Annotated in this window: 15 protein-coding genes, 5 tRNA genes and 1 riboswitch; of the genes, 10 read left to right on the plus strand and 10 right to left on the minus strand. The window is 73.6% G+C overall.

The window, feature by feature from the left end:
• Positions 1-137 precede the first annotated feature (137 nt).
• Positions 138-2,237, minus strand: coding sequence for an asparagine synthase-related protein (locus ACIG0D_RS17365; RefSeq protein WP_399801298.1), 2,100 nt, complete (start codon positions 2,235-2,237; stop codon positions 138-140).
• Positions 2,238-3,049: 812 nt separating this feature from the next.
• Here ACIG0D_RS17365 and ACIG0D_RS17370 point away from each other — a divergent pair.
• From ACIG0D_RS17370 to ACIG0D_RS17385, 4 genes are read left to right on the plus strand one after another with little or no spacing between them, the layout of a single operon-like run.
• A complete protein-coding gene (locus ACIG0D_RS17370; protein ID WP_399801301.1) occupies positions 3,050-4,474 on the plus strand; it encodes an MFS transporter in 1,425 nt (474 codons plus the stop codon).
• Positions 4,475-4,528: 54 nt separating this feature from the next.
• Positions 4,529-5,767: an L-2-hydroxyglutarate oxidase gene (gene lhgO, locus ACIG0D_RS17375; RefSeq protein ID WP_399801304.1), complete on the plus strand. Its 1,239-nt coding sequence runs from the start codon at positions 4,529-4,531 to the stop codon at positions 5,765-5,767.
• Positions 5,768-5,814: 47 nt separating this feature from the next.
• Positions 5,815-6,621, plus strand: coding sequence for a tRNA (guanosine(46)-N7)-methyltransferase TrmB (gene trmB / locus ACIG0D_RS17380; protein WP_365761643.1), 807 nt, complete (start codon positions 5,815-5,817; stop codon positions 6,619-6,621).
• 40 nt (positions 6,622-6,661) lie between these two features.
• Positions 6,662-8,047, plus strand: a complete 1,386-nt coding sequence (locus tag ACIG0D_RS17385) for a PrsW family intramembrane metalloprotease (protein WP_399801306.1) — start codon at positions 6,662-6,664, stop codon at positions 8,045-8,047.
• A 116-nt stretch (positions 8,048-8,163) separates the two neighbouring features.
• Here ACIG0D_RS17385 and ACIG0D_RS17390 read toward each other — a convergent pair whose 3' ends face one another.
• Both ACIG0D_RS17390 and ACIG0D_RS17395 read right to left on the minus strand, forming a co-directional pair.
• A complete protein-coding gene (locus tag ACIG0D_RS17390) occupies positions 8,164-9,207 on the minus strand; it encodes a M23 family metallopeptidase (RefSeq protein WP_399801309.1) in 1,044 nt (347 codons plus the stop codon).
• 11 nt (positions 9,208-9,218) lie between these two features.
• Positions 9,219-9,400, minus strand: a riboswitch (cyclic di-AMP (ydaO/yuaA leader).
• A gap of 327 nt (positions 9,401-9,727) precedes the next feature.
• Positions 9,728-9,801 (minus strand) — tRNA-Met (locus tag ACIG0D_RS17395).
• Between the two features lie 100 nt (positions 9,802-9,901).
• Here ACIG0D_RS17395 and ACIG0D_RS17400 point away from each other — a divergent pair.
• Positions 9,902-11,038 (plus strand): dihydrofolate reductase family protein, encoded by a 1,137-nt coding sequence (locus ACIG0D_RS17400; protein ID WP_399801312.1) that lies wholly within the window; start codon positions 9,902-9,904, stop codon positions 11,036-11,038.
• Positions 11,039-11,080: 42 nt separating this feature from the next.
• Here the strand turns inward: ACIG0D_RS17400 and ACIG0D_RS17405 are convergent, their stop codons facing one another.
• The 7 genes from ACIG0D_RS17405 to ACIG0D_RS17435 all read right to left on the minus strand — a co-directional run bounded on the left by ACIG0D_RS17405 (position 11,081) and on the right by ACIG0D_RS17435 (position 20,903).
• Entirely contained in the window at positions 11,081-14,578 is a 3,498-nt protein-coding gene (locus ACIG0D_RS17405) for a M48 family metalloprotease (protein WP_399801314.1), read from the minus strand.
• Positions 14,575-15,180, minus strand: coding sequence for a hypothetical protein (locus tag ACIG0D_RS17410; protein ID WP_399801316.1), 606 nt, complete (start codon positions 15,178-15,180; stop codon positions 14,575-14,577). The genes ACIG0D_RS17405 and ACIG0D_RS17410 overlap by 4 nt, the downstream gene beginning before the upstream one ends.
• A 225-nt stretch (positions 15,181-15,405) precedes the next feature.
• Positions 15,406-15,478, minus strand: a tRNA-Lys gene (locus ACIG0D_RS17415).
• A 167-nt stretch (positions 15,479-15,645) separates the two neighbouring features.
• Complete coding sequence (locus tag ACIG0D_RS17420) at positions 15,646-17,148, minus strand: amino acid permease (protein WP_399801319.1); 1,503 nt, start codon at positions 17,146-17,148, stop codon at positions 15,646-15,648.
• A 151-nt stretch (positions 17,149-17,299) separates the two neighbouring features.
• On the minus strand, positions 17,300-19,549 hold the full coding sequence (locus ACIG0D_RS17425) for a DEAD/DEAH box helicase (protein ID WP_399801322.1): 2,250 nt from the start codon (positions 19,547-19,549) through the stop codon (positions 17,300-17,302).
• 286 nt (positions 19,550-19,835) lie between these two features.
• Positions 19,836-20,390 (minus strand): hypothetical protein, encoded by a 555-nt coding sequence (locus ACIG0D_RS17430; protein ID WP_399801325.1) that lies wholly within the window; start codon positions 20,388-20,390, stop codon positions 19,836-19,838.
• A gap of 162 nt (positions 20,391-20,552) precedes the next feature.
• Positions 20,553-20,903: a metallopeptidase family protein gene (locus tag ACIG0D_RS17435; protein WP_189696131.1), complete on the minus strand. Its 351-nt coding sequence runs from the start codon at positions 20,901-20,903 to the stop codon at positions 20,553-20,555.
• A 106-nt stretch (positions 20,904-21,009) separates the two neighbouring features.
• Between ACIG0D_RS17435 and ACIG0D_RS17440 the strand changes: the two genes are divergently transcribed.
• The 5 genes from ACIG0D_RS17440 (at position 21,010) to ACIG0D_RS17460 (ending at position 23,979) form a co-directional block, all read left to right on the plus strand.
• A complete protein-coding gene (locus ACIG0D_RS17440; protein ID WP_399801327.1) occupies positions 21,010-22,605 on the plus strand; it encodes a metallophosphoesterase in 1,596 nt (531 codons plus the stop codon).
• A gap of 80 nt (positions 22,606-22,685) precedes the next feature.
• Positions 22,686-22,758 (plus strand) — tRNA-Glu (locus ACIG0D_RS17445).
• Positions 22,759-22,811: 53 nt separating this feature from the next.
• A tRNA-Asp gene (locus tag ACIG0D_RS17450) sits at positions 22,812-22,886 on the plus strand.
• A gap of 29 nt (positions 22,887-22,915) precedes the next feature.
• Positions 22,916-22,989, plus strand: a tRNA-Phe gene (locus tag ACIG0D_RS17455).
• A 510-nt stretch (positions 22,990-23,499) separates the two neighbouring features.
• Positions 23,500-23,979, plus strand: a complete 480-nt coding sequence (locus ACIG0D_RS17460; protein ID WP_399801329.1) for a hypothetical protein — start codon at positions 23,500-23,502, stop codon at positions 23,977-23,979.
• Positions 23,980-24,045: the final 66 nt, after the last annotated feature.

Here is a 24,045-nt window from a genome sequence, read left to right on the forward strand (position 1 = left end):
CCTGTTCACGCGCCCAACCGACACCCCGGCACAGCGCCCACGCGCGCGTGCCGCCCCACTGCCTCAGCAGGAAGCCGCGCGCCGCCCCACTGCCTCAGCCAGGAAGTGCGCTCGCCCGCAAGTCGGTCGTCCGCCGCTCAGGCCCGCCGCCCCGTCGCCCCCGCCCCCAATGCCCCCCGCTGCGGGACGATGCCCGCCGGGACCGCGCGGGCGCGGGCCGGGGTGCCGGTCCAGCAGGTGCCGCGGCGGGCGAGGAGGCGGCGGAGCCAGAGTTCCAGGGAGACGAGGTCGGCGAGGCCGTCGAGGGGCAGGGGCTCGCCCTCGGCGGCGCGGCGCAGGGCCTTGCGGACCACGCGGGCCTCGACCAGGCCCGCCTGGGCCAGCAGGGGGGTGTCGAAGAGGTTCATCAGGGAGTCCGCGGCGACGCGCAGCCCGGTGCGGGCGGCGGCCGCCGCCGGGGCCTGGGAGGTGGCGCCCCAGCCGGGCGGCAGCTCGGCGACCCCGGCCCCGGTCAGGACGGAGCGCAGGATCGCGGCGCGCGCCCCCGGCTGTACGCGCAGCGCCTCGGGCAGTTCGCGGCACGCGCGGACGACCTGGTTGTCGAGGAAGGGTGTGTGCAGGCGCTGGAAGCGGACCTCGGCGGCCTGTTCCAGGACGCGGACGTCGGCGGCGGTGCGGGCGAGGGCCGCGCGGGCGCGGAAGTCCCCGGGGCGCAGACCGGGTCCGACGGCGGAGCGCTGGAGCACGCCCTGGAGGCGAACCGATACTTCGGCCAGTGCCTCGCCGGTCAGCCAGCGCGCCGCGGGGCCGGGTCTGGCCCAGGTGAGCGCGGCGAGGGACGCCTCGGCGGCACCTCCGGGGTCGTCGAAGCACCGCTCCATGAGCCGTTCGGCGAGTCCTTCGACGCCCGCGCGGTAGGGCGTACGGGCGAGGCGGCGGGCCGCGGCGTACACGCGCGCGGGGACCAGCACCGAACCGTCCGCCTTCGCGAGGGCGGCCACCGGGCGCACCAGGTGCCGGCGGCGGCGGTCCATCAGGAGGTCGGCGAGGCGCGCGGGATGGGCGTCGAGGACCTGGCGGGCGCCGTAGCCGGTGAGATGGTCCGCGCTGCCCGCGGCGAGCCGGGCGCGGTGCCGGGCTGCCGACACCAGGCAGGAGCTGGGCTCGTCGGTCAGCGGGCCGTCCAGTTCGGCGTACGGCAGGGTCTCCTCGCCGCCGGTCACCACCACGTGGTGCAGCCGGGGCCCGGCGGCGAGCGCACCGGCCCGCTCCAGCTCGGCTTCCCGTCCGCTCACGGTCAGGTCGTTGAAGGTGACGGCCAGCAGCCGCTCCCCGGCTCCGGTGCCGTGCCCGAGGACGGTGCCGGGCATGCCGGGCAGGCCGGCCGCGAGCAGGGCGAGGGTCGCGGAGGCGGGCCCGCCGGAGAGGTCCGCGCCGATGCCGGGCACGGGCATGCCCCGCGCGGCGCGCCGTTCCGCGGGGCCCATGCCGGGCACGGGCCCGGGGTCGATGTCGGCGCCGGGCACGTGCCGCGGCGCGGAGAGCCTGGCGCGCACCGCCTCGACCAGGGCGTCGCGGACGGCGTCCACCGCGCGGTCGGGATCGGCCGGGGGCGCGGCCACCGCGAGGGAGGCGACCGGCTCGTACCCGGCGATCTCACGCGCACCGGCGCGCAGGATGAGCGCATGCCCCGGCGGAATGCGCCGCACGCCGTCGTACGGCGTGGACTCCTGCACCGCGGCCGGTACGTCGGGGGCCGCCAGCAGCGCGGCGAGGTGCCCGAAGTCGAGGTTGGCCTCGACGAGGTCGGCGAGCGGCAGCGCGGCGGTGGCGTAGGCGGTGCCGCCGGCCCAGGGGGTGTGGAAGACGGGGCGGGCGCCCGCGAGGTCGCCGCAGACGGTGATGCGGCGCCCGACCTGGACGACCGCCGTGTAACTGCCCGGCCAGGCGGTCAGATGCCGCAGGGCGCCGCCGCGCGCGGCGAAGAGTCCGACCCGCAGCTGCTCGTCGGTGGCGCCGCAGGTGCCGAGGACGGCGATACGGGTCTGCGGGTCTGCGGTGACCACCCGCACCTCGTCGGGGCGCCAGTCGCCGACCGCCCAGAGCGGATCCGGGTCGCCCCACAGGAGTTGGGAGCCGACCGGGTGCAGGGTCTCGCCGTCGTACCCGGTGGCGCCCGCCGTGCCGGTCGCGGCGGCGCCCGCGGCGGTGCTGCTCCAACCCACCAACCACCGCATCGACGCCTCCACAGGCTGTGGACAACCAGTGCACCGCAGGAACCGGTTCACCATGCTGCCACGAAGGACGCGCCGGGGAGCGACGGCGGAGCCGCTTGCGATCCCCTGAATGCGCCCCACGCGCCCTGGCATGCGCCGCGGGAACGTGCCCAGGCCTCATCCCGACGACCGGGCTCCCCAGGGAGGTTGGCACCCGCGCAGGAAGCGCTCGGGACGCACCGGCAGAGGGAGACCCCGACGGGCTGCACACGCGGCCTTGTTGGACCGGCGAGGAGATCACGACCCCGGCGGCGCGAATGCGCCCCCGATACGCCCCCCACAAACCCTCAACGCGCCCTCAAACCACATGGTCGTTGCAGGGATCATCGCTCTTACGAGGGGTCGAATTTCGGCCATTCCAAGACCACGAAACTCTCTCGGCCCGCGCGCCGTGCACGCTCCGTACAGGCTCTGCGCATTGCCGGGTGGGCGCACGGCCCGGGAAACGGAACTCGCCCCCGGGCCGGACCGCCGCCCGCGGGGATGTGAGGCGGCGGTGTCCCCCAGCCCACTGGTCAGTACAGCGGGCCGACCCACGCAGGAGCCATGGAACCGCTCCCGAGATGGCCGGAGAAGAGCGCACGGACGGGCGCACGGCCACACACCGGGAGCACGTCGCAACGGTGCGTACAGGGCCCGCACTTCCGTACGGACCACAATCCCGCCATCCGGAAGAATGCCCCTTAACGCTTGGGATGCGGCGAACTACGCTGGGTTTACGAATGCCGCGTGGTTATGCCATCGCGGCAGCCGTCTGTGTCGAGGGGTGGCGCATGTCCAGGGAGCAACGCGGGCCGAACGAAAAGCTCGGCGCCGTTCTCGCCCTCGCGGGAATCAGCAACGCGGGACTCGCCCGCCGCGTCAACGACCTTGGCGCACAACGCGGGTTGACGCTTCGGTACGACAAGACGTCGGTGGCCCGCTGGGTGTCCAAGGGCATGGTCCCGCAGGGTGCCGCACCGCACCTCATCGCGGCCGCCATCGGCCAGAAGCTCGGCCGCCCGGTGCCGTTGCACGAGATCGGCCTGGCGGACGCGGACCCCGCGCCCGAGGTCGGCCTCGCCTTCCCCCGGGACGTCGGCCAGGCGGTGAAGTCCGCGACCGAGCTGTACCGCCTCGACCTCGCCGGCCGCCGCGCCGGCTCCGGCGGCATCTGGCAGTCGCTGGCGGGCTCCTTCGCGGTGAGCGCCTACGCGACGCCCGCCTCGCGGTGGCTGATAACCCCGGCCGACAGCTCGGTGGCGCGCGAGGCGAACCCCGCGGAGGGCTCCGGCGCACCGATCAAAGTCGGCCACAGCGATGTGCGGAAACTGCGCGAGGCCGCCGAGGACGCCCGCCGCTGGGACTCCAAGTACGGCGGCGGCGACTGGCGTTCCTCCATGGTCCCCGAGTGCTTACGCGTGGAGGCCGCCCCGCTCCTGCTGGGCTCCTACTCCGACGAGGTCGGCCGCGCCCTGTTCGGCGCCGCCGCCGAACTCACCCGTCTCGCGGGCTGGATGGCCTTCGACACCGGCCAGCAGGAGGCAGCCCAGCGGTACTACATCCAGGCCCTGCGCCTGGCCCGCGCGGCGGCCGACGTCCCCCTCGGGGGATACGTCCTGGCGTCGATGTCGTTGCAGGCCACCTACCGCGGCTTCGGTGACGAGGGCGTGGACCTCGCCCAGGCGGCCCTGGAGCGCAACCGCGGTCTGGCCACCGCCCGCACCATGAGCTTCTTCCGCCTCGTCGAAGCCCGCGCCCACGCCCGCGCGGGAGACGCCCAGGCGGCCGGCGCGGCCCTGAAGGCGGCGGAGAGCTGGCTGGAGCGCGCCCGCCCCGGCGACCACGACCCGTCCTGGCTGGCCTTCTACTCCTACGACCGCTTCGCCGCCGACGCGGCCGAGTGCTACCGCGATCTGAAGGCCCCCCGCCAGGTCCGCCGCTTCACCGAGCAGGCCCTGTCGAAACCCACCGAGGAGTTCGTGCGCTCGCACGGCCTGCGGCTGATCGTCGGCGCGGTCGCCGAACTGGAGTCCGGCAACCTGGACGCGGCCTGCGCCCAGGGCGTCCGGGCGGTCGAGGTCGCCGGGCGGATATCGTCCGCGCGGACCACGGAGTACGTGAAGGACCTCCTGCACCGCCTGGAGCCGTACGGCGACGAGCCGCGCGTCGTGGAGCTGCGCGAGCGGGCCCGCCCGCTGCTCATGGCCCCGGCGTGAGACCGGTCGCACAGCGGCCCGCCTCCCGGGTTTGAGGGCATTGTCAGTGGCGCAGTGCACTATCGAAGCCGGGAGGTGGAGCAGGTGCGGAAGATCGCCTACGACTGTGACGTGCTGGTGATCGGCGGCGGGATCGTCGGCCTGTCGACGGCGTACGCGATCACGCGCCGGGCGCCGGGCACGCGGGTCATGGTGCTGGAGAAGGAGGCGGGCCCGGCCCGGCACCAGACGGGCCGCAACAGCGGCGTCATCCACAGCGGCATCTACTACCGCCCCGGCTCCCTCAAGGCGCGGTACGCGGTCCGCGGCGCCGCCGAGCTGGTCAAGTTCTGCGCCGAGTACGACATCGCGCACGCCGTCACCGGCAAGCTGATCGTCGCCACCGACCGCGCCGAGCTGCCCCGCCTGCACGCCCTCGTGCAGCGCGGCCGGGAGAACGGCATCCCCGTGCGGGAGCTGGGCGCGTCCCAGATCGCGGAGTTCGAGCCGGAGGTGCGCGGCCTCGCCGCCATACACGTCGGCACGACCGGCATCTGCGACTTCACCGGCGTCGCCCACCGGCTGGCCACCGCGTCCGGCGCGGAGATCCGGTACGGCGCGAGGGTCGTCCGGGTGGACCGCCGCCCGGAGCTGGGCGTGGCCGTGGAGACCGCCGACGGCGCGGTCGTGCGGGCCCGCGTCCTGGTCAACTGCGCCGGGCTGCACTGCGACGAGATCGCCCGGCTGGCCGGGGACGACCCACAAATGCGGATCATCCCGTTCCGCGGCGAGTACTACGACCTGCGCCGGCCCGAGCTGGTGCGCGGGCTGGTCTATCCCGTGCCCGACCCCGCCTTCCCCTTCCTCGGCGTCCACCTCACCCGCGGTATCGACGGCAGCGTCCACATCGGCCCCAACGCGGTCCCCGCCCTGGCCCGCGAGGGGTACGGCTGGGGCGTCGTCCGGCCCCGCGAGCTGGGCACCACCCTGGCCTGGCCCGGAGCCTGGCAGCTGGCCCGCCGCCACTGGCGGTACGGGGCGGGGGAGCTGCACCGGTCGGTGTCCAAGGCGGCGTTCACCGAGGCCGTCCGCAGACTGCTGCCCGCCGTCACCGAGGCGGACCTCGCGCCGGCGGCGGCGGGCGTGCGCGCGCAGGCGGTGCTGCGCGACGGGACGCTGGTCGACGACTTCCTCATCCAGGAGGCCCCCCGCACGGTGCACGTCCTCAACGCCCCCTCCCCCGCCGCGACGGCGTCCCTGCCCATCGGCCGGGAGGTCGCCCGCCGGGCCCTGGCAGCCCTGGAGGAGCGCTGAGCACCACACCGGTTCCGGCCACCCGACCCCGTAGACTCGATGCCACTGTGTCTGACTCCCTGAACGCCGCCCCCGCCCCCCGCCGCCCCAAGGGTGCGCCCCGGTTCCCCGAGGGTCCCCAGGCGGACCCCGCCGGCTCGCACTTCGAGCGGCGCATCCGGAGCTTCCAGCCGAGGCGGAGCCGGGTGACCGCGGGGCAGGCGGACGCGCTGAGGCGGCTGTGGCCGAAGTGGGGATTCGACATCGACGGCAGCCGGGTCCTCGACCTCGCCGAGCTGTTCGGGAACGACAACCCCGTCGTCCTGGAGATCGGCTTCGGCATGGGCGAGGCCACCGCGCAGATGGCCGCCGCCGACCCCGGCACCAACATCCTCGCGGTCGATGTGCACACCCCCGGCCAGGGCAACCTCCTCGGCCTCGCCGACCGGGGCGGCCTGACCAACATCCGCGTGGGCAACGGCGACGCCATCATCCTGCTGCGCGAGATGCTGGCCCCCGACTCCCTCGACGGTCTGCGCGTCTACTTCCCCGACCCGTGGCCCAAGAAGCGCCACCACAAGCGGCGGCTCATCCAGCCGGCGTTCCTGAGCCTCGCCGCGACCCGGCTGAAGCCCGGCGCGATCCTGCACTGCGCCACCGACTGGGAGCCGTACGCGGAACAGATGCTCGAGGTGCTCACCGCGCACCCGGACTTCGAGAACACCCAGGCCGACGGCGGTTTCGCGCCCCGCCCGGAGTTCCGTCCGCTCACCCGTTTCGAGGGTCAGGGACTGGACAAGGGTCATGTCGTGAACGACCTGCTCTTCCGCCGCGTACCACACACAACGTCAGCTCAGCCTCCCGCCGACGCCTGATCCACCGCGGGCGGCTCCGTCCCTCGTAAGGGTCAATGCCGTGGCCAGCAGTCCCCCGTACCCCACGCCCCCCGGTGCCTCCGTCCCCGTCGCGGGGGCGCCCCGGCCCGCGCACTGGTGGCAGCGCCCCTGGGTGCGCTACGGCGCGCTCATCACCCTGCTCGCGCTGTCCGGGCTCGTCATCCTCGCCCTGGTGCGCGAGGAGACCGGCACCGAGGGGTTCCTGGTCGGTCTGGGCCTGGCGGTCCTGCCCGTCCCGCTCCTCATAGCCGCGTTCCGCTGGCTGGACCGGGTGGAGCCGGGCCCCTGGCGGAACCTGATCTTCGCGTTCGCCTGGGGTGCCTGCGCCGCGGCGCTGATCGCGATCGTCGCCAACAGTTTCGCGACCCAGTGGATAGCGACGGCGACCGCCGACCCGGCCGGCGCGGACACCCTCGGGGCGACCGTGATAGCGCCGGTCGTGGAGGAGTCCGCGAAGGCCGCCGCGATCCTGCTGCTCTTCCTCTTCCGCAGGCGGGACTTCACCGGGATCGTCGACGGCGTGGTCATAGCCGGGGTGACCGCGACCGGGTTCGCGTTCACCGAGAACATCCTCTACCTCGGCACCGCCTTCGGCACCGACCAGCTCTCCGGCGACAGCGGCATCGCCTCCGTCACCGCCGCCACCTTCTTCGTGCGCGTCGTGATGTCCCCGTTCGCGCATCCCCTGTTCACCGTCTTCACCGGCATCGGCTTCGGTATCGCCGCCCTGTCCGGGCCCCGCCAGCGGATGCGCCGCCTGCTGCTGCCGCCGTGCGGCCTGCTGCTCGCGATGGGCATGCACGCGCTGTGGAACGGCTCGGCGAGCTTCGGCGGCTACGCGTTCCTCGCGGTGTACGCCGCGTTCATGGTGCCCGCGTTCGGGCTGCTGACCTGGCTCGTGATCTGGACCCGGCAGCGGGAGCTGCGCACCGTGCGCGACGAGCTGCCCGCGTATGTGGCCGCCGGCTGGCTGGGCCCGGCGGAGCCCTTCGCGCTCGGCTCGATGCGCGCCCGCCACCTGGCCCGCGACTACGCCCGGCACCACCTCGGCAAACCGGCGGCCCGCGCGGTCACCGAGTACGAGTCGTACGCGACGTCGCTGGCGTTCCTGCGGCACCGGGGGCGCAGCGGCCGGGCCGGCGCGGACTTCGTCCTGCGGGAGCGGGAGCTGCTGCACGAGCTGTGGCGGCGCCGCGAGGTGGCCCGCCCGGCGCTGGAGTACGCGGCGCGCGTGACGGCCCCGCCGGTGCCGGTGATGATGCCGTGGCCGATGCCGGGCCCCGCGGGTCCGTACCCGGGGCACCGGCCGCCGTACCCGCAGTACCGCCCGCCGCATCCCGTGCAGCGGACGCCGCACACCGCGCACCCGGCGCCGTACCCGGCCTACAACCCGTACCGGACGTGACCGGTCGGCATGCCGACCGGCAGCCCTGACGTCGGGGGGTTGCCGTCAGGACCGCCGGGGACCGGAAGAGGAACCGGGGTTCGGAAGAGAAAGAAGGAGAGGGAGCGGGCGTCCGCTCAGGGCGTGAGGCCCTTGCTCCGCAGCCAGGCCATCGGGTCGAGCGCGCCACCGGCCCCGGTGTGGACCTCCATGTGCAGATGCGCGCCGCTGACGTTGCCCGTGGCGCCCACGCGGCCGATGACCTCGCCCGTGGTGACCTTCTGGCCCACGCTGACGCCGATCGACGACTGGTGGGCGTAGAGGATCTCGGTGCCGTCCTCCAGGGTGAGGACGGTCTTGTAGCCGTACGGCCCGTCCCAGCCGGCTTCGGTGATGGTGCCGGAGTGCACGGCCTTGATGAGGGTGCCGGTGGGCGCGGCGAAGTCGAGGCCGGTGTGGTAGCCGGAGGACCACATGGCGCCGGCCTGGCCGTAGCTGGCGGTGAGGACGTAGGAGGAGGTCGGCAGCGTGTACTGCTTGGCCAGCTCGGCCAGGCGCTCCGCCTCGGCCTTCTTGCGGGCCTCTTCCTCGGCGGCCTTCTTCGCGGCGGCGGCCTTGGCCTCCGCCTCCTTCTCCGCCTTGGCGGCGGCCTCGGCGGCCTCCTTCTCGGCGGCGGCCAGCGCCTCGGCGGCGGCCTTGGACTCGACCTGGTCCTGCTGCTGCTCGGCCTGCGCCATGATGCGGGCGCGCAGCGCCTCGCCGGCGTCGGTGGTGCCCTGCCCGGAGTCGGCGGCGGTGACCCCGATGCTGCTGAGCGGGGTGGCGGCGGCCTCGGGGGCCTCGGCCTCGGTGTCGTCGGAGATGAGCGAGCCGACGTTCGGCAGGTCGGGCATCGAGATGGACACCGGCGGCTTGCCGGTCTGCGCGGTGGCCATGCCGCCCGCGCCGACGGCGGCTATGACACCGACGCCCAGGACGGTGGAGCTGCGGGCGAGTCCGCCGCGCTGCTTGGTGACGCGATGCCGGCCGCGTACGGGGCGAATGGATTCCGCAGTGGGGTTCCATTCCTCCCACGGGCCCTCGTCGGTGCGCTGATCGCCGTACACGAAGGTGTCGGCGGGGTCGGCGGTGCGCTGGCCGGGCACGAACGGGGCCCCGGGGGCAGGCCGGTTGGACGCCACGTGGGCGTACTCCTTTCCTTCCTTCTCGCCTACCGGGTTAGCTGACGGGTTCGGAGCAGGAAGGTCTCCTACGCGCGTAAACAAGCCGTGCCCTGAGCGGTTTTCAGCCGCGTGTGGACTCGACCCCTTACGCCCGATTCACCCCAAGGTGGTGGTTCCCCGGTTCCCTCACGGGATTCGGCGCGTGCGCACGGAGCCGCCTCTTGTGACGGCTGGGACGACCGCGCTGCGTTATCGGACGTTAATAGAACCAGGGGGTGATTTCCAAGCCGTTCCGCTTGATCATTACGGTTCGCCGGGTGGACGTAGTGCCCACGAGCGGCGAAAACCGGGCGAGTTGACCCTCACTCAGAATCACTTCAGCAGCGTTCTCGTTTTTGATGGTGACTCAGATGTTATGCGGAGTGGGGTTGCTCGTTTACTCCCGGTGACAGCGGAGGGCCGCCGTACGGCGAGCAGGGCCGCCGAAAACACTCAGGGCCGGAACCCATCTTCATGGATTCCGGCCCTGAGCCTTCAGTAGCGGGGACAGGATTTGAACCTGCGACCTCTGGGTTATGAGCCCAGCGAGCTACCGAGCTGCTCCACCCCGCGTCGTTGACACCAGTGTACGCCATGCGCGGGACCCCTCGCGCCAGAGGTAGTTTCCCTGGAAAGCGAACCAGGATCCCGCCGTCTCCAGATGGGTGCGCCGATGCCCTACCCGTACGTCCTGCTCTCCGCCGCCGTCTCCCTGGACGGCTGTCTGGACGACACCGGCCCCGAGCGTCTGCTGCTGTCCGGCCCCGCCGACTTCGACCGGGTCGACGAGGTCCGCGCGTCCGTCGACGCGATCCTGGTGGGCGCCGGCACGATCCGCGCCGACAACCCTCGGCTGCTGGTCTACTCCGCCGAGCGCCGCGCGGCCCGGACGGCGGCCGGGAAGCCGGAGTACCCGCTGAAGGTCACGGTCAGCGGCTCGGGCGACCTGGACCCGCAGGCGCGGTTCTGGCACACCGGCGGGGAGAAGATCGTCTACACCACCCCGGAGGGCGCGGAACGCCTGCGGGCGTCGGGCATCACGGACACGGCGTACGTCGTGCCGCTGGACGGCGACTGGGACTGGCGCACGGTCCTCGCGGACCTGCACGACGTCCGCGGCGTACGGCGGCTGATGGTCGAGGGCGGCGGGACGGTCCACACCCAACTCCTCCAGCAGGGCCTGGCAGACGAGCTCCAGCTCGCCCTCGCGCCCCTCTTCGTCGGCGATCCGGAGGCGCCCCGTCTGTTCGGCCCCGGCCCCTACCAGCCGGGCCGGCTGCGTCTGGTGGAGACCCGCCCGGTCGGTGACGTGGTCCTGGTGCGCTACCAGCCGACCGCTCCCGGCACGGGCACGACGGCGGTGGCCGCGGACCACCACTGGCTGGCCCAGGCCTGCGCCCTGGCGGCGCAGTGCCCGCCCTCCGCGTCCGCCTTCAGCGTCGGCGCGATCGTCGTCGCCGCGGACGGCACGGAACTAGCCCGCGGCCACTCCCGGGAGGGCGACGACCCGGTCGTCCACGCGGAGGAGGCCGCCCTGGCGAAGATCGACCCCGCGGACCCGCGGCTGCCCACCGCCACCGTCTACAGCAGCCTGGAGCCCTGCACCCGCCGCGCCTCCCGGCCCCGCCCCTGCGCCGGTCTGATCCTGGACGCCGGCGTCCGCAGGGTCGTCACGGCGTGGCGGGAGCCCGACACCTTCGTGGCGGACGCCGACGGCGTCGGGGCGCTCACGGCGCGGGGCGTGGACGTCGTGGTGCTCCCCGAGTACGCCGAGACGGCCCAGGCGCCGAACCGCCATCTGCTGAGCTGACCCGACCCGCGGACCGTCACCGCGCCCGGTCAGCACGCCCGGTCACGAGCCCGCCCCCTCCTTCCCCTTCCCTCCGGGACGGAGGACGTCGTACAGCGCCAGCGACAGCGCCATGTACCGGTCCGCCGCCGTGGCCAGCTCGCTGAGGCCGCGCTCGGTGACCGGGTCCGATCCGGCGGCCAGGCCGCTGCGGCAGATGCCGCCGCCGCGCTGGGCGAGTTCGGCGATCGCCGCCCAGTCGGCCGCCTCGGGGACGTCGACCGGCGGAGCGGGCAGGCGCGCGGCCTGTGCCCCGTCCACGGACCAGAAGGCGCACACCGGGGCGTACACATCCTGGGGATAACCCCGCGCGGGCGGATGCCGGGCCAGCGCGTCCCGCAGGGCGCGGTAGTCGGCCGCGTACGCGTTCATCGCGGTCTGGCCGCCCCGCTCCAGCCAGTCCCGCAGCCGCTCCCGCTGCCGCGCCTTCTCCCGCGCCTGGGCGCCCTGCCTGCCCTGCGCGGTCGACGGGTCCGCGAACGCCTCCAGCTCCCGCTGGCCGCTGAGCAGCAGCACCGGTGCCAGGCAGGCCACGACGACGTACGCCCGCCGCAGCGCCAGGCGCCGCCTCCGGACCCGGGGCGGCAGCGGCGGCAGCGCCCGCAGCGCGAGCACGACCGGCACCGTCAGCGCGGCGGCGGGTACGGCCAGGGCCGACAGCCGGGGCAGCAGCATCAACCGGGTCAGGTCCCACACGGGCCCCGGTCGCGGCTCGCAGCCGGCCCACAGCGTGGTCAGACCGGGCACACAGCCCTCGGCCGCGGTGAGTGCCGTCGCCGTGAGGGTTCCGGCGAGCAGGCTCAGCGCCGCCGCGCCGACGGCCCGCGCGGGCCACCAGCCGCCCCGGGCCCGCAACGCCACCACCACGGCCGTGACCGCCGCCGCCGTGACCAGCGCCACCGCCGTCCAGAGCATCACCTCCGGCAGCCAGCCACCGCGCAGCGCCTCGGCCTTCGACGGCCGCACCCCCGACAGCACCGCCCGGCACACCACGACCGCGACGACCGCGCCCCCGGCGCACACGGCGGCGGCCGGCAGCCGGCGCCGCGCGGGCCTCACCCGTTCCCCGGGTACGGACGCGCGGCGGCCGTACGACCGTTTCCGCCGGCCCCACCGGATCCGCACCGGACGCCGGCTCACCGCCGCCATCAGCAGCGCGGTGACCGTCACGGCGTAGAAGCCGAGGCCGAGTCCGTGCGGGCCGAGGTGGAGATGGACCATGAGCCATCCGGCCCGGCTCTCCCACACGCAGGTCGAGACCACCGCCTGCGCGCCCGGCACGCAGCCGTCGGCGGAGGCGAGGACGAAGGCCGCGGCCAGGCCGGTCATCAGCACCGAGCCGCCGACCGTCAGGGCCAGCGCCAGCCGGAGCCGCCGCGTCGTCGCGTACACCGCGCCGGTCGTGACCGCGACCGCCGTCAGGACGGCGAGGAGGCTGAGCGCCGACACCTGGGTGATCCAGGCCGCGCCCCGGTACCCCGCGGGCGGCCGGGTGTGGTGCAGCCACATCCGGGTGCCGAGCAGCACCAGGACGGTCAGGGCGCCGCCCACCGCCACCCGGGTCAGCAGCCACCGCATCGCGGGGACGGTCCCGTCGAGGCCGGGCCACGGGCCCCGCGGCCGGGCCCGCCGCAGCCACGGCGCCGGGCCGGAGCCCTGCGGGCGGGCCCAGACGACGAGCGGGAACAACCAGAGGACGGTGCCGCCGACGTGGACCATCGGCGACGAGGTCGCGGGCGGCACGTACGCCAGCCACTTCAGCACGGTGAGATACGGCATCTGCTCGGGCGGCGTCCCGGGATACATCCGGCCGAGCAGGCCGTCCCAGTCGACCCCGGCGAGGAAGTCGCCGCCCACGAAGAGATGGCCCCGGGAGGCCCACCAGGTGAACCAGCCGCCGTAGACCACCAGCAGCGCGGCCGTGCCGATCAGATGGCTGGGCACCAGGGAACGGCCCCGGCAGGTCGTCACCCACAGCTCGGCGCACTGTGCGGCCCACCACAGCAGGACGGCCGACCCGGCGACCAGGACGAGCAGCACCTGGGGCGCGGGCGGCAGCCAGCCCGTGCCCGCGTGCTGGAAGGTCAGCAGCTCGCCGAGGCCCAGCCCGAGCCCCAGCCACAGACCGGCCCGCAGCCCCGACGGCACGCGCAGCCCGCAGGCCACCGCGTACGCCACCGCCCGCCATACGGCGACCCCGGCGATCCCGGTGACGAGCGCGGCGGCCGTCCACTCGGGCAGGTCCGAGGCCCACGACGTCCCGGACCCCGCCAGCTCGTGGACGGCCACGTCGAGACCGACGGCCACCTGCGCGGTCACCACACCGGACAGGAACATCGTCGAGGCGCGGACACCGAACATCGGGCCGGGGTCCAGCAGCGAGACCGCCCGCTCCGACCACGCGGGATGCGTCCGCCAGAGGTCCCGCAGCCGCCCCCGCCGACGGCCGCCACCGGGTCGTCCCGCTCCGGGCGTGGGCAACCGGCGGGCGGCCTCGTTCCAGCGGGCGGCGTCGATGTCGGCGTACAGCTCCCGGGTGCGCATCACGTCTCCCCGGGCCAGCAGGATCAGCGCGGCCACGAAGGCGACGCGGAACAGCCCGCGCAGCGCCGGCGACCAGTGTGCGCGCCACAGGTCCAGCACCTCGGCCGGTGAGTGGGCCCAGGGCCTCGGATAGAGGGCGAGCACGGTGCAGGGGAGGAGGACGAGGACGGCGACCGCGCGCCACAGCGCCTCGGTGGCGTAGGCGACACCGACATCGCGGTTGCGGAGGTGGGCCAGCTCGTGCAGGACGACGAACCGGAACCCCTCGGGGTCGTCGGCCCGCCGGGCCAGCAGACCCGCGTTCAGGCTGACGGTGCGCGAGCGCCGGTGCCCGAACGCCGAGGCGCTCGCCGTCACGGCCGACGGGGCCAACCGGAAGGCGGGGGGCGGGGCGACGCCGGCCCGCTCGGCCAACCGGGTCAGCTCGGCGCGGAGTTCCGCGTCGCGGATCTCGACGAGTCCGGCGCGGCGCCGCGTCCAGGCCGGTGCGAGCGCGTACAGCAGGCTGGCGACGCCCAGCGTGATGACGGTGCCGGCGACCGTCCACAGCCACTTCGCGTCCGCCCGCTGCGGGACACCGGCGGAGATCAGATTGACCGACGCCGACACGATCATGACGACCAGCAGGGCGAAGCGGAGGTTGGTGCCTGCGGCGAGGACGCGGCGGTCGAGGTCGGCGGCGGGGGCGGGCTCTTCTGTGGTGCCGGGGCCGGCGGTGGGGGCGGTCCCTTGGGCTGTGCCGGGGCCGGTGACGGGCTCTTGGGTGGTGACGGTGTCGGCGGCCGGGGAGGGCCCTTGGAGTGTGCCGGGGCCGGTGACGGGCTCTTGGGTGGTGACGGTGTCGGCGGCCGGGGCGGGCTCATGGGCTGTGCCGGGGCCGGCGACGGGGCCGGGCTCGGGGGTGATGCCGGGTCCAGCGGCGGTCGGCTCGTCGGAGTGGCCGGGGCCGGCGCTCACCTGGGCTCCCGGCCGCCGTCATCCCCGTCCGGGGTCACGTCGCGGCCTGCCGACTCGCCCTGCCCTAAGGACTCGTCGCGCCCTGAGGACTCCTCCCGACCCGAGGACTCCTCCCGGCCCGAGGACTCCTCCCGCCCAGCCGACGTGGACAGCTCGTAGAACACGGCGTTGGCGATCGCCGTGGCGCGGGCCGTGCTCAACCCGGTCTCCACGCACTGCGTGAGCACCGTGTCGCGCACCATGCCCAGCTGTTCCGCCGACAGCGGCAGCGTGATCTCGGGCTCGCCCTCCGGCTCCCGGCCCCGGCCCCGGAACCGCCGCCAGCGGGACCGTGCCGCCTGCGCCGAGGCCCGCACCGCCGTGGCCGCCGTCTCCCGGGCCGCTTCGGTGAGCACCAGCCACAGCACCGGTGTCACCAGCGGCACGACGACCTCGAGCCCGAAGTCGACGGTGGAAGGCTCCTGGCGCCGCTCCCGGCTCGTCTCCAGGTGCCGCCGTCTGTCCCGCGGCGTCATCCGCTCGACCGCGTCCAGCAGTTCCCGCTCCTGGGGTGCGTGCTCGGTGACCACCTGACGGACGACGCGGCTGACGGGAACACCCATGGATTTCCCCCGAGTTGGCGCGATGAAGCGTGGGGAGTGTACAAGAGGCGACAGGGGCGCAACGGGCGCTTCCACAGGGCCTCCACGGGCGTACCGGCCCCGCTTCCCCGGCCCCGTTTCCCTGCGGCGCGCCGACGCCCGCCCGAACGACGAAGCGCCCCGACCGCTCTGTTCCCGGTCGGGGCGCTTCGGCGGCTCGGAGGCCAGGCCTCCGTCCGCGAACCGTAGGCCGTGTGGGACTCGAACCCACAACCAATGGATTAAAAGTCCACTGCTCTGCCAATTGAGCTAACGGCCCCTGGCGATGTTCGCCACCCCGAGCATAGCCGGATCGGGCCGCGTCTCCGATCGGGTATCGGTGACACGGCGCGGCCCGGCGGTCCACCGGCGGTCCGTCAGTGGTCCAGCGGCGACCGGTCGGCGATCGCGCGGACGGCCGGGGCGGCGAACGAAATGCACCGGAGGCTACGAATCGGCGGTTTCCGCCACGGCCGGCCGGTCCGCCGGTGTCCTGAGGAACCAGTGCCGCGCCGAGACCGCCCACCAGGTCGCGGCGAAGCCGAGCACCACGAGCACGGCGACCGGCGCGTAGTTGAAGGTCTCGGCGGTGACCGGGGAGACCTGCGGCAGCATGAACAGGACGGTGATCACGCCGACCCAGCCCACCGCCACCACCCCGACCGCGCGCGAGAAGCGCCCCAGATGCCAGGGCCCGCGTTCGAACGCGTCGCCCTTGCGCAGCCGCAGCAGGGTGGGGATGACGTAGGCGATGTAGAGCCCGATCACGGCGATCGAGGTCACCGCGGCGTACGCCGTGACGTTGATCAGATACGGCAGCCCCAGCGCCAGGGCGCCGCCCGCGGCCAGCCACACCGCCGCGACCGGCGTACGGGTGCGCGGGCTGACCGTGTGCCAGACGCGGGAGAAGGGCAGCGCGCCGTCGCGGGAGAAGGCGTAGATCATGCGGCTGTTGGCGGTGACCGACGCCATGCCGCAGAAGAGCTGCGCCCCGATCACCACGAGCAGCAGCAGCTTCCCCGCGGTCACGCCCAGGGCGTCGAGCAGGATCTGCGCGGGCGGCGCGCCGGTCGGGGAGGTGAGGGCGCCCTCGTAGGACTGGATGGCGAAGGTGAAGCCGAGCAGGAGGACGAACCCGGCGATCCAGGAGGTCCAGATCGACCGGACGATGCCCTTCGGGCCGGCCGTCGACGCGTCGTGGGTCTCCTCGGTCATATGGGCGGAGGCGTCGTAGCCGGTGAAGGTGTACTGCGCCATCAGCAGCCCCAGCAGCACCACATACGCCCCGCTGCCCCACCCGGTGTTGTTCACGAACTCGCCGAAGACGAAGGACGCGGGCTGGTGGTGGTCCGGCACGAGGGCCAGCGCGCCGACGATCACCGCCACGCCGAGCACGTGCCACCACACGCTGACGCTGTTGAGGAGGGCGACGATCCGCACGCCGAAGGTGTTCAGCAGGCCGTGCAGCAGCAGGATCGCCGCGAAGAGAAGGATCGTGCGGCCGGGGGTGACCTCCCAGCCGAACTCCAGGTTCAGATAGGCGCCCAGGAAGGACGCCGCACCGAAGTCGATCCCGGCGGTCACCGCGACCTGCCCCAGCACGTTGAACCAGCCCGTGAACCAGGCCCAGGCCGCCGCGCTGCGCTCCGGGGCCAGCCGGTGCGCCCAGAAGTACAGTCCCGCCGAGGTCGGGTAGGCGGAGCAGATCTCCGCCATCGCCAGGCCGACGAACAGCGTCATCAGGCCCACGGCCACCCAGCCCCAGGTCATCACGGCGGGCCCGCCGGTGTTCATGCCGAACAGGTAGAGGGTCAGGCAGCCCGACAGCACCGAGATGATGGTGAAGGAGACCGCGTAGTTGGAGAACGCCGACATCCGGCGGGCGAGAACCTGCGTATAGCCGAGCTGGGCCAGCCGCTCTTCGTCCGACAGCCTCGCGTTGTTTGTCATGCCCCCAGCGATTCCCACGCGGAGTGCGTGACACACGTCACAGCTCGATATGCGCCGAGGGCCCGTACGACCGGAGTCGTACGGGCCCTCGGGGTGCCTCGGAGGCGATCGGCGTCAGCCGCCGCTCACTCGGCTGATGTCAGCCGGTGTGTCAGCCGTTGCGCTTCCAGCGCGGCTTGTCCTCGCGGCGGCCGAAGGAGCCGCCGGTGCGGTGGTCGTCACGACGGCCGTAGGGGCGCTCGTGGCCGCCGGTGCGGAAACCGGGGCGGTCACCCTGGCGGTCGCGGTTGAACGGGCGGTCGCTGCCACGGTGACCGGAGCGGTCGTCCCGGCGGAAGCCGCCGCGCTCGCCGTCCCGGCGCTCGAAGGAACGGCCACCACGGTCGTCACGGCGCTCGAAACCACGGTCGTCGCGGCGCTCGAAGGAACGGCCACCACGGTCCCGGTCACGGTCGCGGTCGAAGGGGCGACGGTCGTCACGGCGGTCGTCCCGGCGGAAGCCACCACGCTCACCGTCCCGGCGCTCGAAGGAACGGCCACCACGGTCCCGGTCCCGGTCACGGTCGAACGGGCGACGGTCGTCACGGCGGTCGTCCCGGCGGAAGCCACCACGCTCACCGTCACGACGCTCGAAGGAACGGCCACCACGGTCGTCACGGCGCTCGAAACCACGGTCACGGTTGCGGTCACCACGGTCGAAACCACGGTCCCGGTCCCGGTCCCGGTCGAACGGACGGCGGTCGTCGCGACGGTCGTCCCGGCGGTCCTCGCGGCGGAAGCCGCCACGGTCGCCGCCCCGGTCGCCGTCCCGGCGCTCCGCGCGCTCCGCCCGGTCCACGTCCTGCGCCACCGGCTGCTCCGGCACCGCGACGGTCTCCACGCGGGCCTCGGCGGCCGGCGTCTCGGCGGCGGCGTTGGCCTCGGCGACCGCGGCCTCCGGGTCCTCGCCCCGCTCGCGCGCCATACGGGCGACCAGGCGGTCGGCCTCCTCGCGCAGCTCGGCGGCCCGGCGCTGGGCGCGCTCCAGCTGCTTGGCGAGCTGGGCGACCTCGCGCTCGGCCTGCTGCGCGGCGTGACCCGCGGACTCGGCCTGCACCTCGGTCATGGACCGGGCGCCGGTGATCTCGGCGACCTCGGGGTCGAAGGCGCCGCCGCCCTGGATGATGTGGCGCGAGGCGTCGACGCCCGCGTCCTCCATCAGCCGGAAGATCTGGCGCCGCTGGTGCGGCAGGGCCAGCGAGACGACGGTGCCGGTACGGCCCGCGCGGGCGGTACGGCCGGCCCGGTGCAGGTAGTCCTTGTGGTCACCGGCGGGGTCGACGTTCAGCACGAGGTCGATGCCGTCGACGTGGATGCCGCGCGCGGCGACGTCCGTGGCGACGAGCACGTTGACGTACCCGTCCTTGAAGTCCGCCAGGGTCCGGGTCCGGGCGCCCTGGGTCATGCCGCCGTGCAGCGCCTCGGCCTTGGCGCCGGCGTCGCGCAGCTGCTCGGCGACGCGGTCGGCGCCCAGCTGGGTGCGGACGAAGACGATGGTGCGGCCCTTGCGGGAGGCGATCGCGGCGGTGACCGGCGCCTTGTCCTTGGGCTTCACGATCAGGATGTGGTGCGACATGGTCGTCACCGCGCCCTGCGCCGCGTCCACCTCGTGCAGCACGGGCTCGGTCAGGTAGCGGTCGACGAGCGTCTTGATCTCGTTCTCCATCGTGGCGGAGAAGAGCATGCGCTGGCCGCCGGCCGGCACCTGGTCGAGCAGCTCGGTGACCTCGGGCAGGAAGCCCAGGTCGGACATCTGGTCGGCCTCGTCGAGGACGGAGATCTGCACGTCCTCGAGGGAGCAGGCGCCGCGGTTGATGATGTCGCGCAGGCGGCCCGGGGTGGCGACGAGGATGTCGACGCCCTTCTCCAGGGCGTAGATCTGGTTGCCCATGGACGTACCGCCGCAGACGACCTTCATCCGCAGGCCGAGCACGTCGCCGTACGGCTGGAGGGCGTCGGCGACCTGCATGGCCAGCTCACGCGTGGGGGTGAGGATGACGGCGCGCGGGCGCTTCTTCTCGGTGCGGCCGCCGGCCAGCCGGGCCAGCGTCGGCAGACCGAAGGAGAGGGTCTTGCCGGAGCCGGTGCGGCCCCGGCCGAGGATGTCCTTGCCGGCCAGGGCGTCCGGGATGGTCGCGGCCTGGATCGGGAAGGGGCTGACCACGCCGTTCTGCGCGAGCTTGCGCACGACGCCCTCGGGGAGGCCGAGGTCGGCGAAGGTGATCTCGGGGGTGGTGTCCTCGGCGGACTCGGCCGACTCGATCGAGTCGGCCGCCTCGGTCGGCTGGACCGCCTCGGCGGCGGCCTCCGTCACGACCTCGTCCTCGGACACGACGGCATGGTCAGAACTGATGATGGACATACGTCTGCGAAACCTTCCGGAGTCTCATCGGCACGCGCCCGTCAACTCCGTGATTCGCACACGACCGCCTCGATGCGGTCCGCCACGGCAAAGGAGAGTACGCGCCACACGGCGCGCTCTGCGTTGGCGCCGGGCAAATGGGATCAAACGATCTACCACCATACGCACTCCCCACCCCCGAAGGCAAACCGCGAGCCCAGCGGCGTACACCACACCCGGCCAGACCACGTCGGCGCCCCCAGCCGGCCACCGCCGAAGCCCCCAGCCGCCCTTGCCGCCCAGCCGCCTACGCCGGCGCCCCCGCCTCCGGTGCCGGCTCGCGTTCCGCGAGCTGCGGTCCCGGCTCCGGGTGGGCGGACGACGACGGCTCCGCGGCCGTCGGCTGCGGGGAGGGCGGCGGCTGCGTCGACGGCGGGGGCGGCTCGGGCGCCTGCGTGGTGCGGGTGGGCGTCGGCTGGACCGGGGTGGGCCGGGGGCCGCCGCCCCCGGGTTTGGCGGTCTGACCGGGTCCGGGCGCCGGCGAGGCGGACGCGCCGCCGCGGCCCGGCGCGGAGGCCGACGGTGCCGCGGACTCCCCCGGCTCGTCGTCGCCCTTCTTGCCCTTCTCCTTGCCCCGGCCCTTGCCGCCCGCGCGCTCCGCGTCACCGGCCGCCACACCCTCGTACCCGGCGCCGCCGGACACCGCCGGGCCCCCGTCGGGCGCCTCGCCGCCCTCGGGCCCGGCCGAGTGGGACGGCCTGGCCCGGCCTGCGTCGTCGTCACCCACGCTCATGCAGCCGGTGGCGGCGGCGACGGCCACGACGGTGGCGGCCAGGCGGACGGGTACGTACAAGGGGCGCACGAGCAGCCACCTCCGGGGGCCGGTGAAGAGTCAATGTGCCCAACTCCCGCCGCCCGCAAGAGGACACGCGCGGACCCGTTCGAAACCGCGCGGATCCCCGCCGCGCCCGACCCGCCTCCCGCAACCGGCCTCGCTCACCCGGCCCGGCTCACCCCGGCCCGCTCACCCGTACCCGAGCGCGTGCAGCCGGGCGTCGTCGATCCCGAAGTGATGGGCGATCTCGTGCACCACCGTGATCTCGGTCTCCGCGACGACGTCCTCCCGGCTCTCGCAGATCCGCAGCGTGGGCCCCCGGTAGATGGTGATCCGGTCCGGCAGCACCCCGGCGTACCACTCGCCGCGCTCGGTCAGCGGAGTCCCCTCGTAGAGCCCGAGCAGCTCGGGATCGTCGGCGGGCGGTTCGTCCTCGACGAACACCGCGACGTTGTCCATCAGCCGCGTCAGCTCCGGCGGGATCCGGTCCAGCGCCTCGGCGACCAGTTCCTCGAACTCCTCGCGCGTCATCTCCAGCACAGGCCCATTGTCCGGTACGCCCACGCCGTACGAGAGGCCCCGGCGCCGCTTCCGTGCCCCGCGCGCCTCCGGCATAGCCACCCGCGCACCTGGGCACAAGGCCCCAATGGCCCGCGTCCTCGCCGCAGTCCTGAACGTCCTGAACCGCATGCGCACGCCGTCCCGTACCCGTCGCCCCTCGCCCGAACAACCCTCGCTCGAACTCGCCGGCCGGTCCCGCCCCTGGGCCCGCGCGCTCGGTCTGGTCGCGGTGGTGCTGTTCGGCGGCTGGCTGGGGCTGCTGGCCGTCGGGCAGGTGCGGGTCCCGGTCGGGCCGATGGACACGACGATGACCCTGCGCCCGTCCTTCACCGGCGGCACGAAGATCAACGTCTCGCCGCTGGGCGCACTGCACCTGGACAGCCACATCGCCCCGGTCCGCCTGGACGTCAACGTCGACCAGCTCGACCCGGTCCGCTCCCAGGCCCTGGTCGACCACCCCGAACGCATCTCCGGCCTCCAGGACGAGATCACCCGCGACGTCGGCGACGGCACCCTCGACCTGGCCGTCCGCTCCGGCGTCGCCGTGGTCGCCGGAGCCACCGCCCTCGGTCTCGCCGTCTACCGCCGCCCGCGCCGCGCCCTCGCCGCGGGCGGCCTCGCCCTGACGCTGCTCGCGGCGTCCGGGGTGACGGCGTGGGCGACCTGGAACCCCAAGTCCGTCCTGGAGCCCCGCTTCTCCGGGCTGCTCAGTTCCGCGCCCTCCCTGGTCGGGGATGCCCGCAGCATCGTCACCGAATTCGACGTGTACCAGAAGGAGTTGGCCCGTCTGGTGACGAACGTGACCAAGCTGTACGACGCCACGTCGACGCTCCCGGCCTACGCGCCCGACCCGACCACCATCCGCGTGCTGCACGTCTCGGACATCCACCTCAACCCGGCGAGCTGGAAGATCATCGCGTCCCTGGTGGAGCAGTACGAGGTGAACGTGATCGTCGACTCCGGCGACACGATGGACCACGGCACGGCGGCGGAGAACGGCTTCCTCGACCCCGTCGAGGACCTGGGCGCCCCGTACGTCTGGGTCCGGGGCAACCACGACTCCCGGCTCACCCAGCGCTACCTGGGGGGCCTGGAGAACGTCCACGTCCTGGACGACGGCAGCGCCGTGTCCGTCGGGGGTCTGCGGTTCGCGGGCATCGGCGACCCCCAGTTCACCCCCGACCGCACCGAGAAGCCGGGGGCCGAGCAGTCCCAGGAACTGGCGGGCGCCCGGCTGGCCTCCGCGCTGCGCGACCAGCGGGCGGCCGGCACACCGGTGGACGTCGCCATCGCCCACGAGCCGGCCGCGGCCCGCCAGACGGACGGCGAGGTGCCCCTGGTGCTGGCCGGCCATGTCCACCACCAGGAGATGGAGGTCATGAAGTACGGAACCCGGCTGCGCATCGAGGGCTCGACCGGCGGCAGCGGACTGCGGGCCGTGGAAGGCAAGTACCCGGACCCGATCGAGGCGTCGATCCTCTACTTCGACCGCGACACCCGCCGCCTCCAGGCCTGGGACGCCATCCGGCTGGGCGGCCTCGGCCAGACGACGGCGGAGGTCAGCCGCCATCTGGTGGAGGAGAACACCCCGGGCGCGACCCCCTCGCCGACGGCCTCCCCGACCGGCCCCGGCACCCCGCCGACCGGCCCGGCGAGCCCGTCCCCGCGACCCGTTCCGTAAACCGTTTTGGCGATCCCTCCCGCCATCCCATATGCTTCTCACGTCCCCGACGCGCTGAGAAGCGCCCAGGCGGGCCGATAGCCCTCATCGTCTAGCGGCCTAGGACGCCGCCCTTTCAAGGCGGTAGCACGGGTTCGAATCCCGTTGGGGGCACGCAGTACGGTGTGCGACACTTACCTACGTTGGTTCGCACACAACCCACACCTGGTCCTGTGGAGCAGTTTGGAGTGCTCGCCACCCTGTCAAGGTGGAGGCCGCGGGTTCAAATCCCGTCAGGACCGCTGAGGTTTCATTTCACGTGAAACCTCGTGGCTGGGTAGCTCAGTTGGTACGAGCGTCCGCCTGAAAAGCGGAAGGTCGCCGGTTCGACCCCGGCCCCAGCCACAACCGCCCTGTCAGGGCATACACCCCCTCCGGGATTTTCCCGCAGGGGGTGTTTTCATGTCGGCTACGCCAGCCGGTACACCAACGCCCTCAGGCTCCGATGTCGCTGTGACCCACGATCTGCCGCACGATGTGCGGGGGCACCCCCGGTCGAGCAGGAACGAGACGGCGGAGTGACGGAGATCATGGAAGCGGATCTCCAGACGCAGTCAGAGTCTCGCGATCGAGATCCACCGCGTCCCAGCAGAGCCCCAACAGCTCTCTGGAGGGCGTTCGGCAGTACCGCATGGATGGACTGCACCATGCGGCGGGACAGGAGGGTCTGGCAGCACTTCCCCGCCGCGCAGCACTGCGGCTCGCGTAGAGCAGTTCGAACGTCCGTGCGGGCGACACCTTTCGGCTCTGAACGTCCCCCGGAAGCGTGCGAGCCAGACGGGTGAGGAAAACAGAACCATATGGTCGTTGCCGCGTTGCTAAAGCGTCCGTGGATACACCCTGGGCAACGACTACATGGAGGCTCACATGCGCTTTGGCCCAAAAGCCGCCCTACTCGGCGCCGCGATCAGCGTGCTGACGGTCTCGGGCGCCGGCAGCGCCTACGCCGACGATCACCAGCCCGCCCACATGCGAGAGCCCCACTCCGGAAAGGACCACTCCTCCGACGCCGAAGATCTCTTCCTCTTCGCAAAGTCTCACCGGGCGAAGTACGCCAGGTTTGACGACGAAAGCAGCCCCGCTCCCCTCGCCGCTGTACCGGCGGGCCCACTGTGCACCCAATCCATCACCGCCACCGGCGGTGACGCGGACGCTGGGGGTGGAACCGCGACGGGCGGGGCAGCCACTGCTTCGGGGAACGCCCAGACCCAGACGTGCAATATCACGGTCAACCTGCCGGTCGGGTCCGGCGACCAAACCGTCAGGAGGACCAGCAGGGTGTTCGCCTTCGAGGAGGACCGCAAAAAGGTAGTCGTCAAGCACCAGCGCGGCTGACAACAGCACAGCGAAGGGCAGCGCGGCTTTTTCACCGACCCTCTGCTGGACCGCCCCAACCTGCGC

This window comes from Streptomyces sp. NPDC052773, assembly GCF_044547145.1.
Lineage (GTDB): Bacteria > Actinomycetota > Actinomycetes > Streptomycetales > Streptomycetaceae > Streptomyces.

Bases quoted from the DNA above. Each gene is read 5' to 3' on its own strand.
- ACIG0D_RS17370 (WP_399801301.1), top strand. From the start codon at position 3,050: ATGTCCAGGGAGCAACGCGGGCCGAACGAAAAGCTCGGCGCCGTTCTC.
- ACIG0D_RS17365 (WP_399801298.1), bottom strand. From the start codon at position 2,237: ATGCGGTGGTTGGTGGGTTGGAGCAGCACCGCCGCGGGCGCCGCCGCG.
- ACIG0D_RS17400 (WP_399801312.1), top strand. From the start codon at position 9,902: ATGCCCTACCCGTACGTCCTGCTCTCCGCCGCCGTCTCCCTGGACGGC.
- ACIG0D_RS17420 (WP_399801319.1), bottom strand. From the start codon at position 17,148: ATGACAAACAACGCGAGGCTGTCGGACGAAGAGCGGCTGGCCCAGCTC.
- ACIG0D_RS17440 (WP_399801327.1), top strand. From the start codon at position 21,010: ATGGCCCGCGTCCTCGCCGCAGTCCTGAACGTCCTGAACCGCATGCGC.
- ACIG0D_RS17460 (WP_399801329.1), top strand. From the start codon at position 23,500: ATGGAGGCTCACATGCGCTTTGGCCCAAAAGCCGCCCTACTCGGCGCC.
- ACIG0D_RS17425 (WP_399801322.1), bottom strand. From the start codon at position 19,549: ATGTCCATCATCAGTTCTGACCATGCCGTCGTGTCCGAGGACGAGGTC.
- ACIG0D_RS17410 (WP_399801316.1), bottom strand. From the start codon at position 15,180: ATGGGTGTTCCCGTCAGCCGCGTCGTCCGTCAGGTGGTCACCGAGCAC.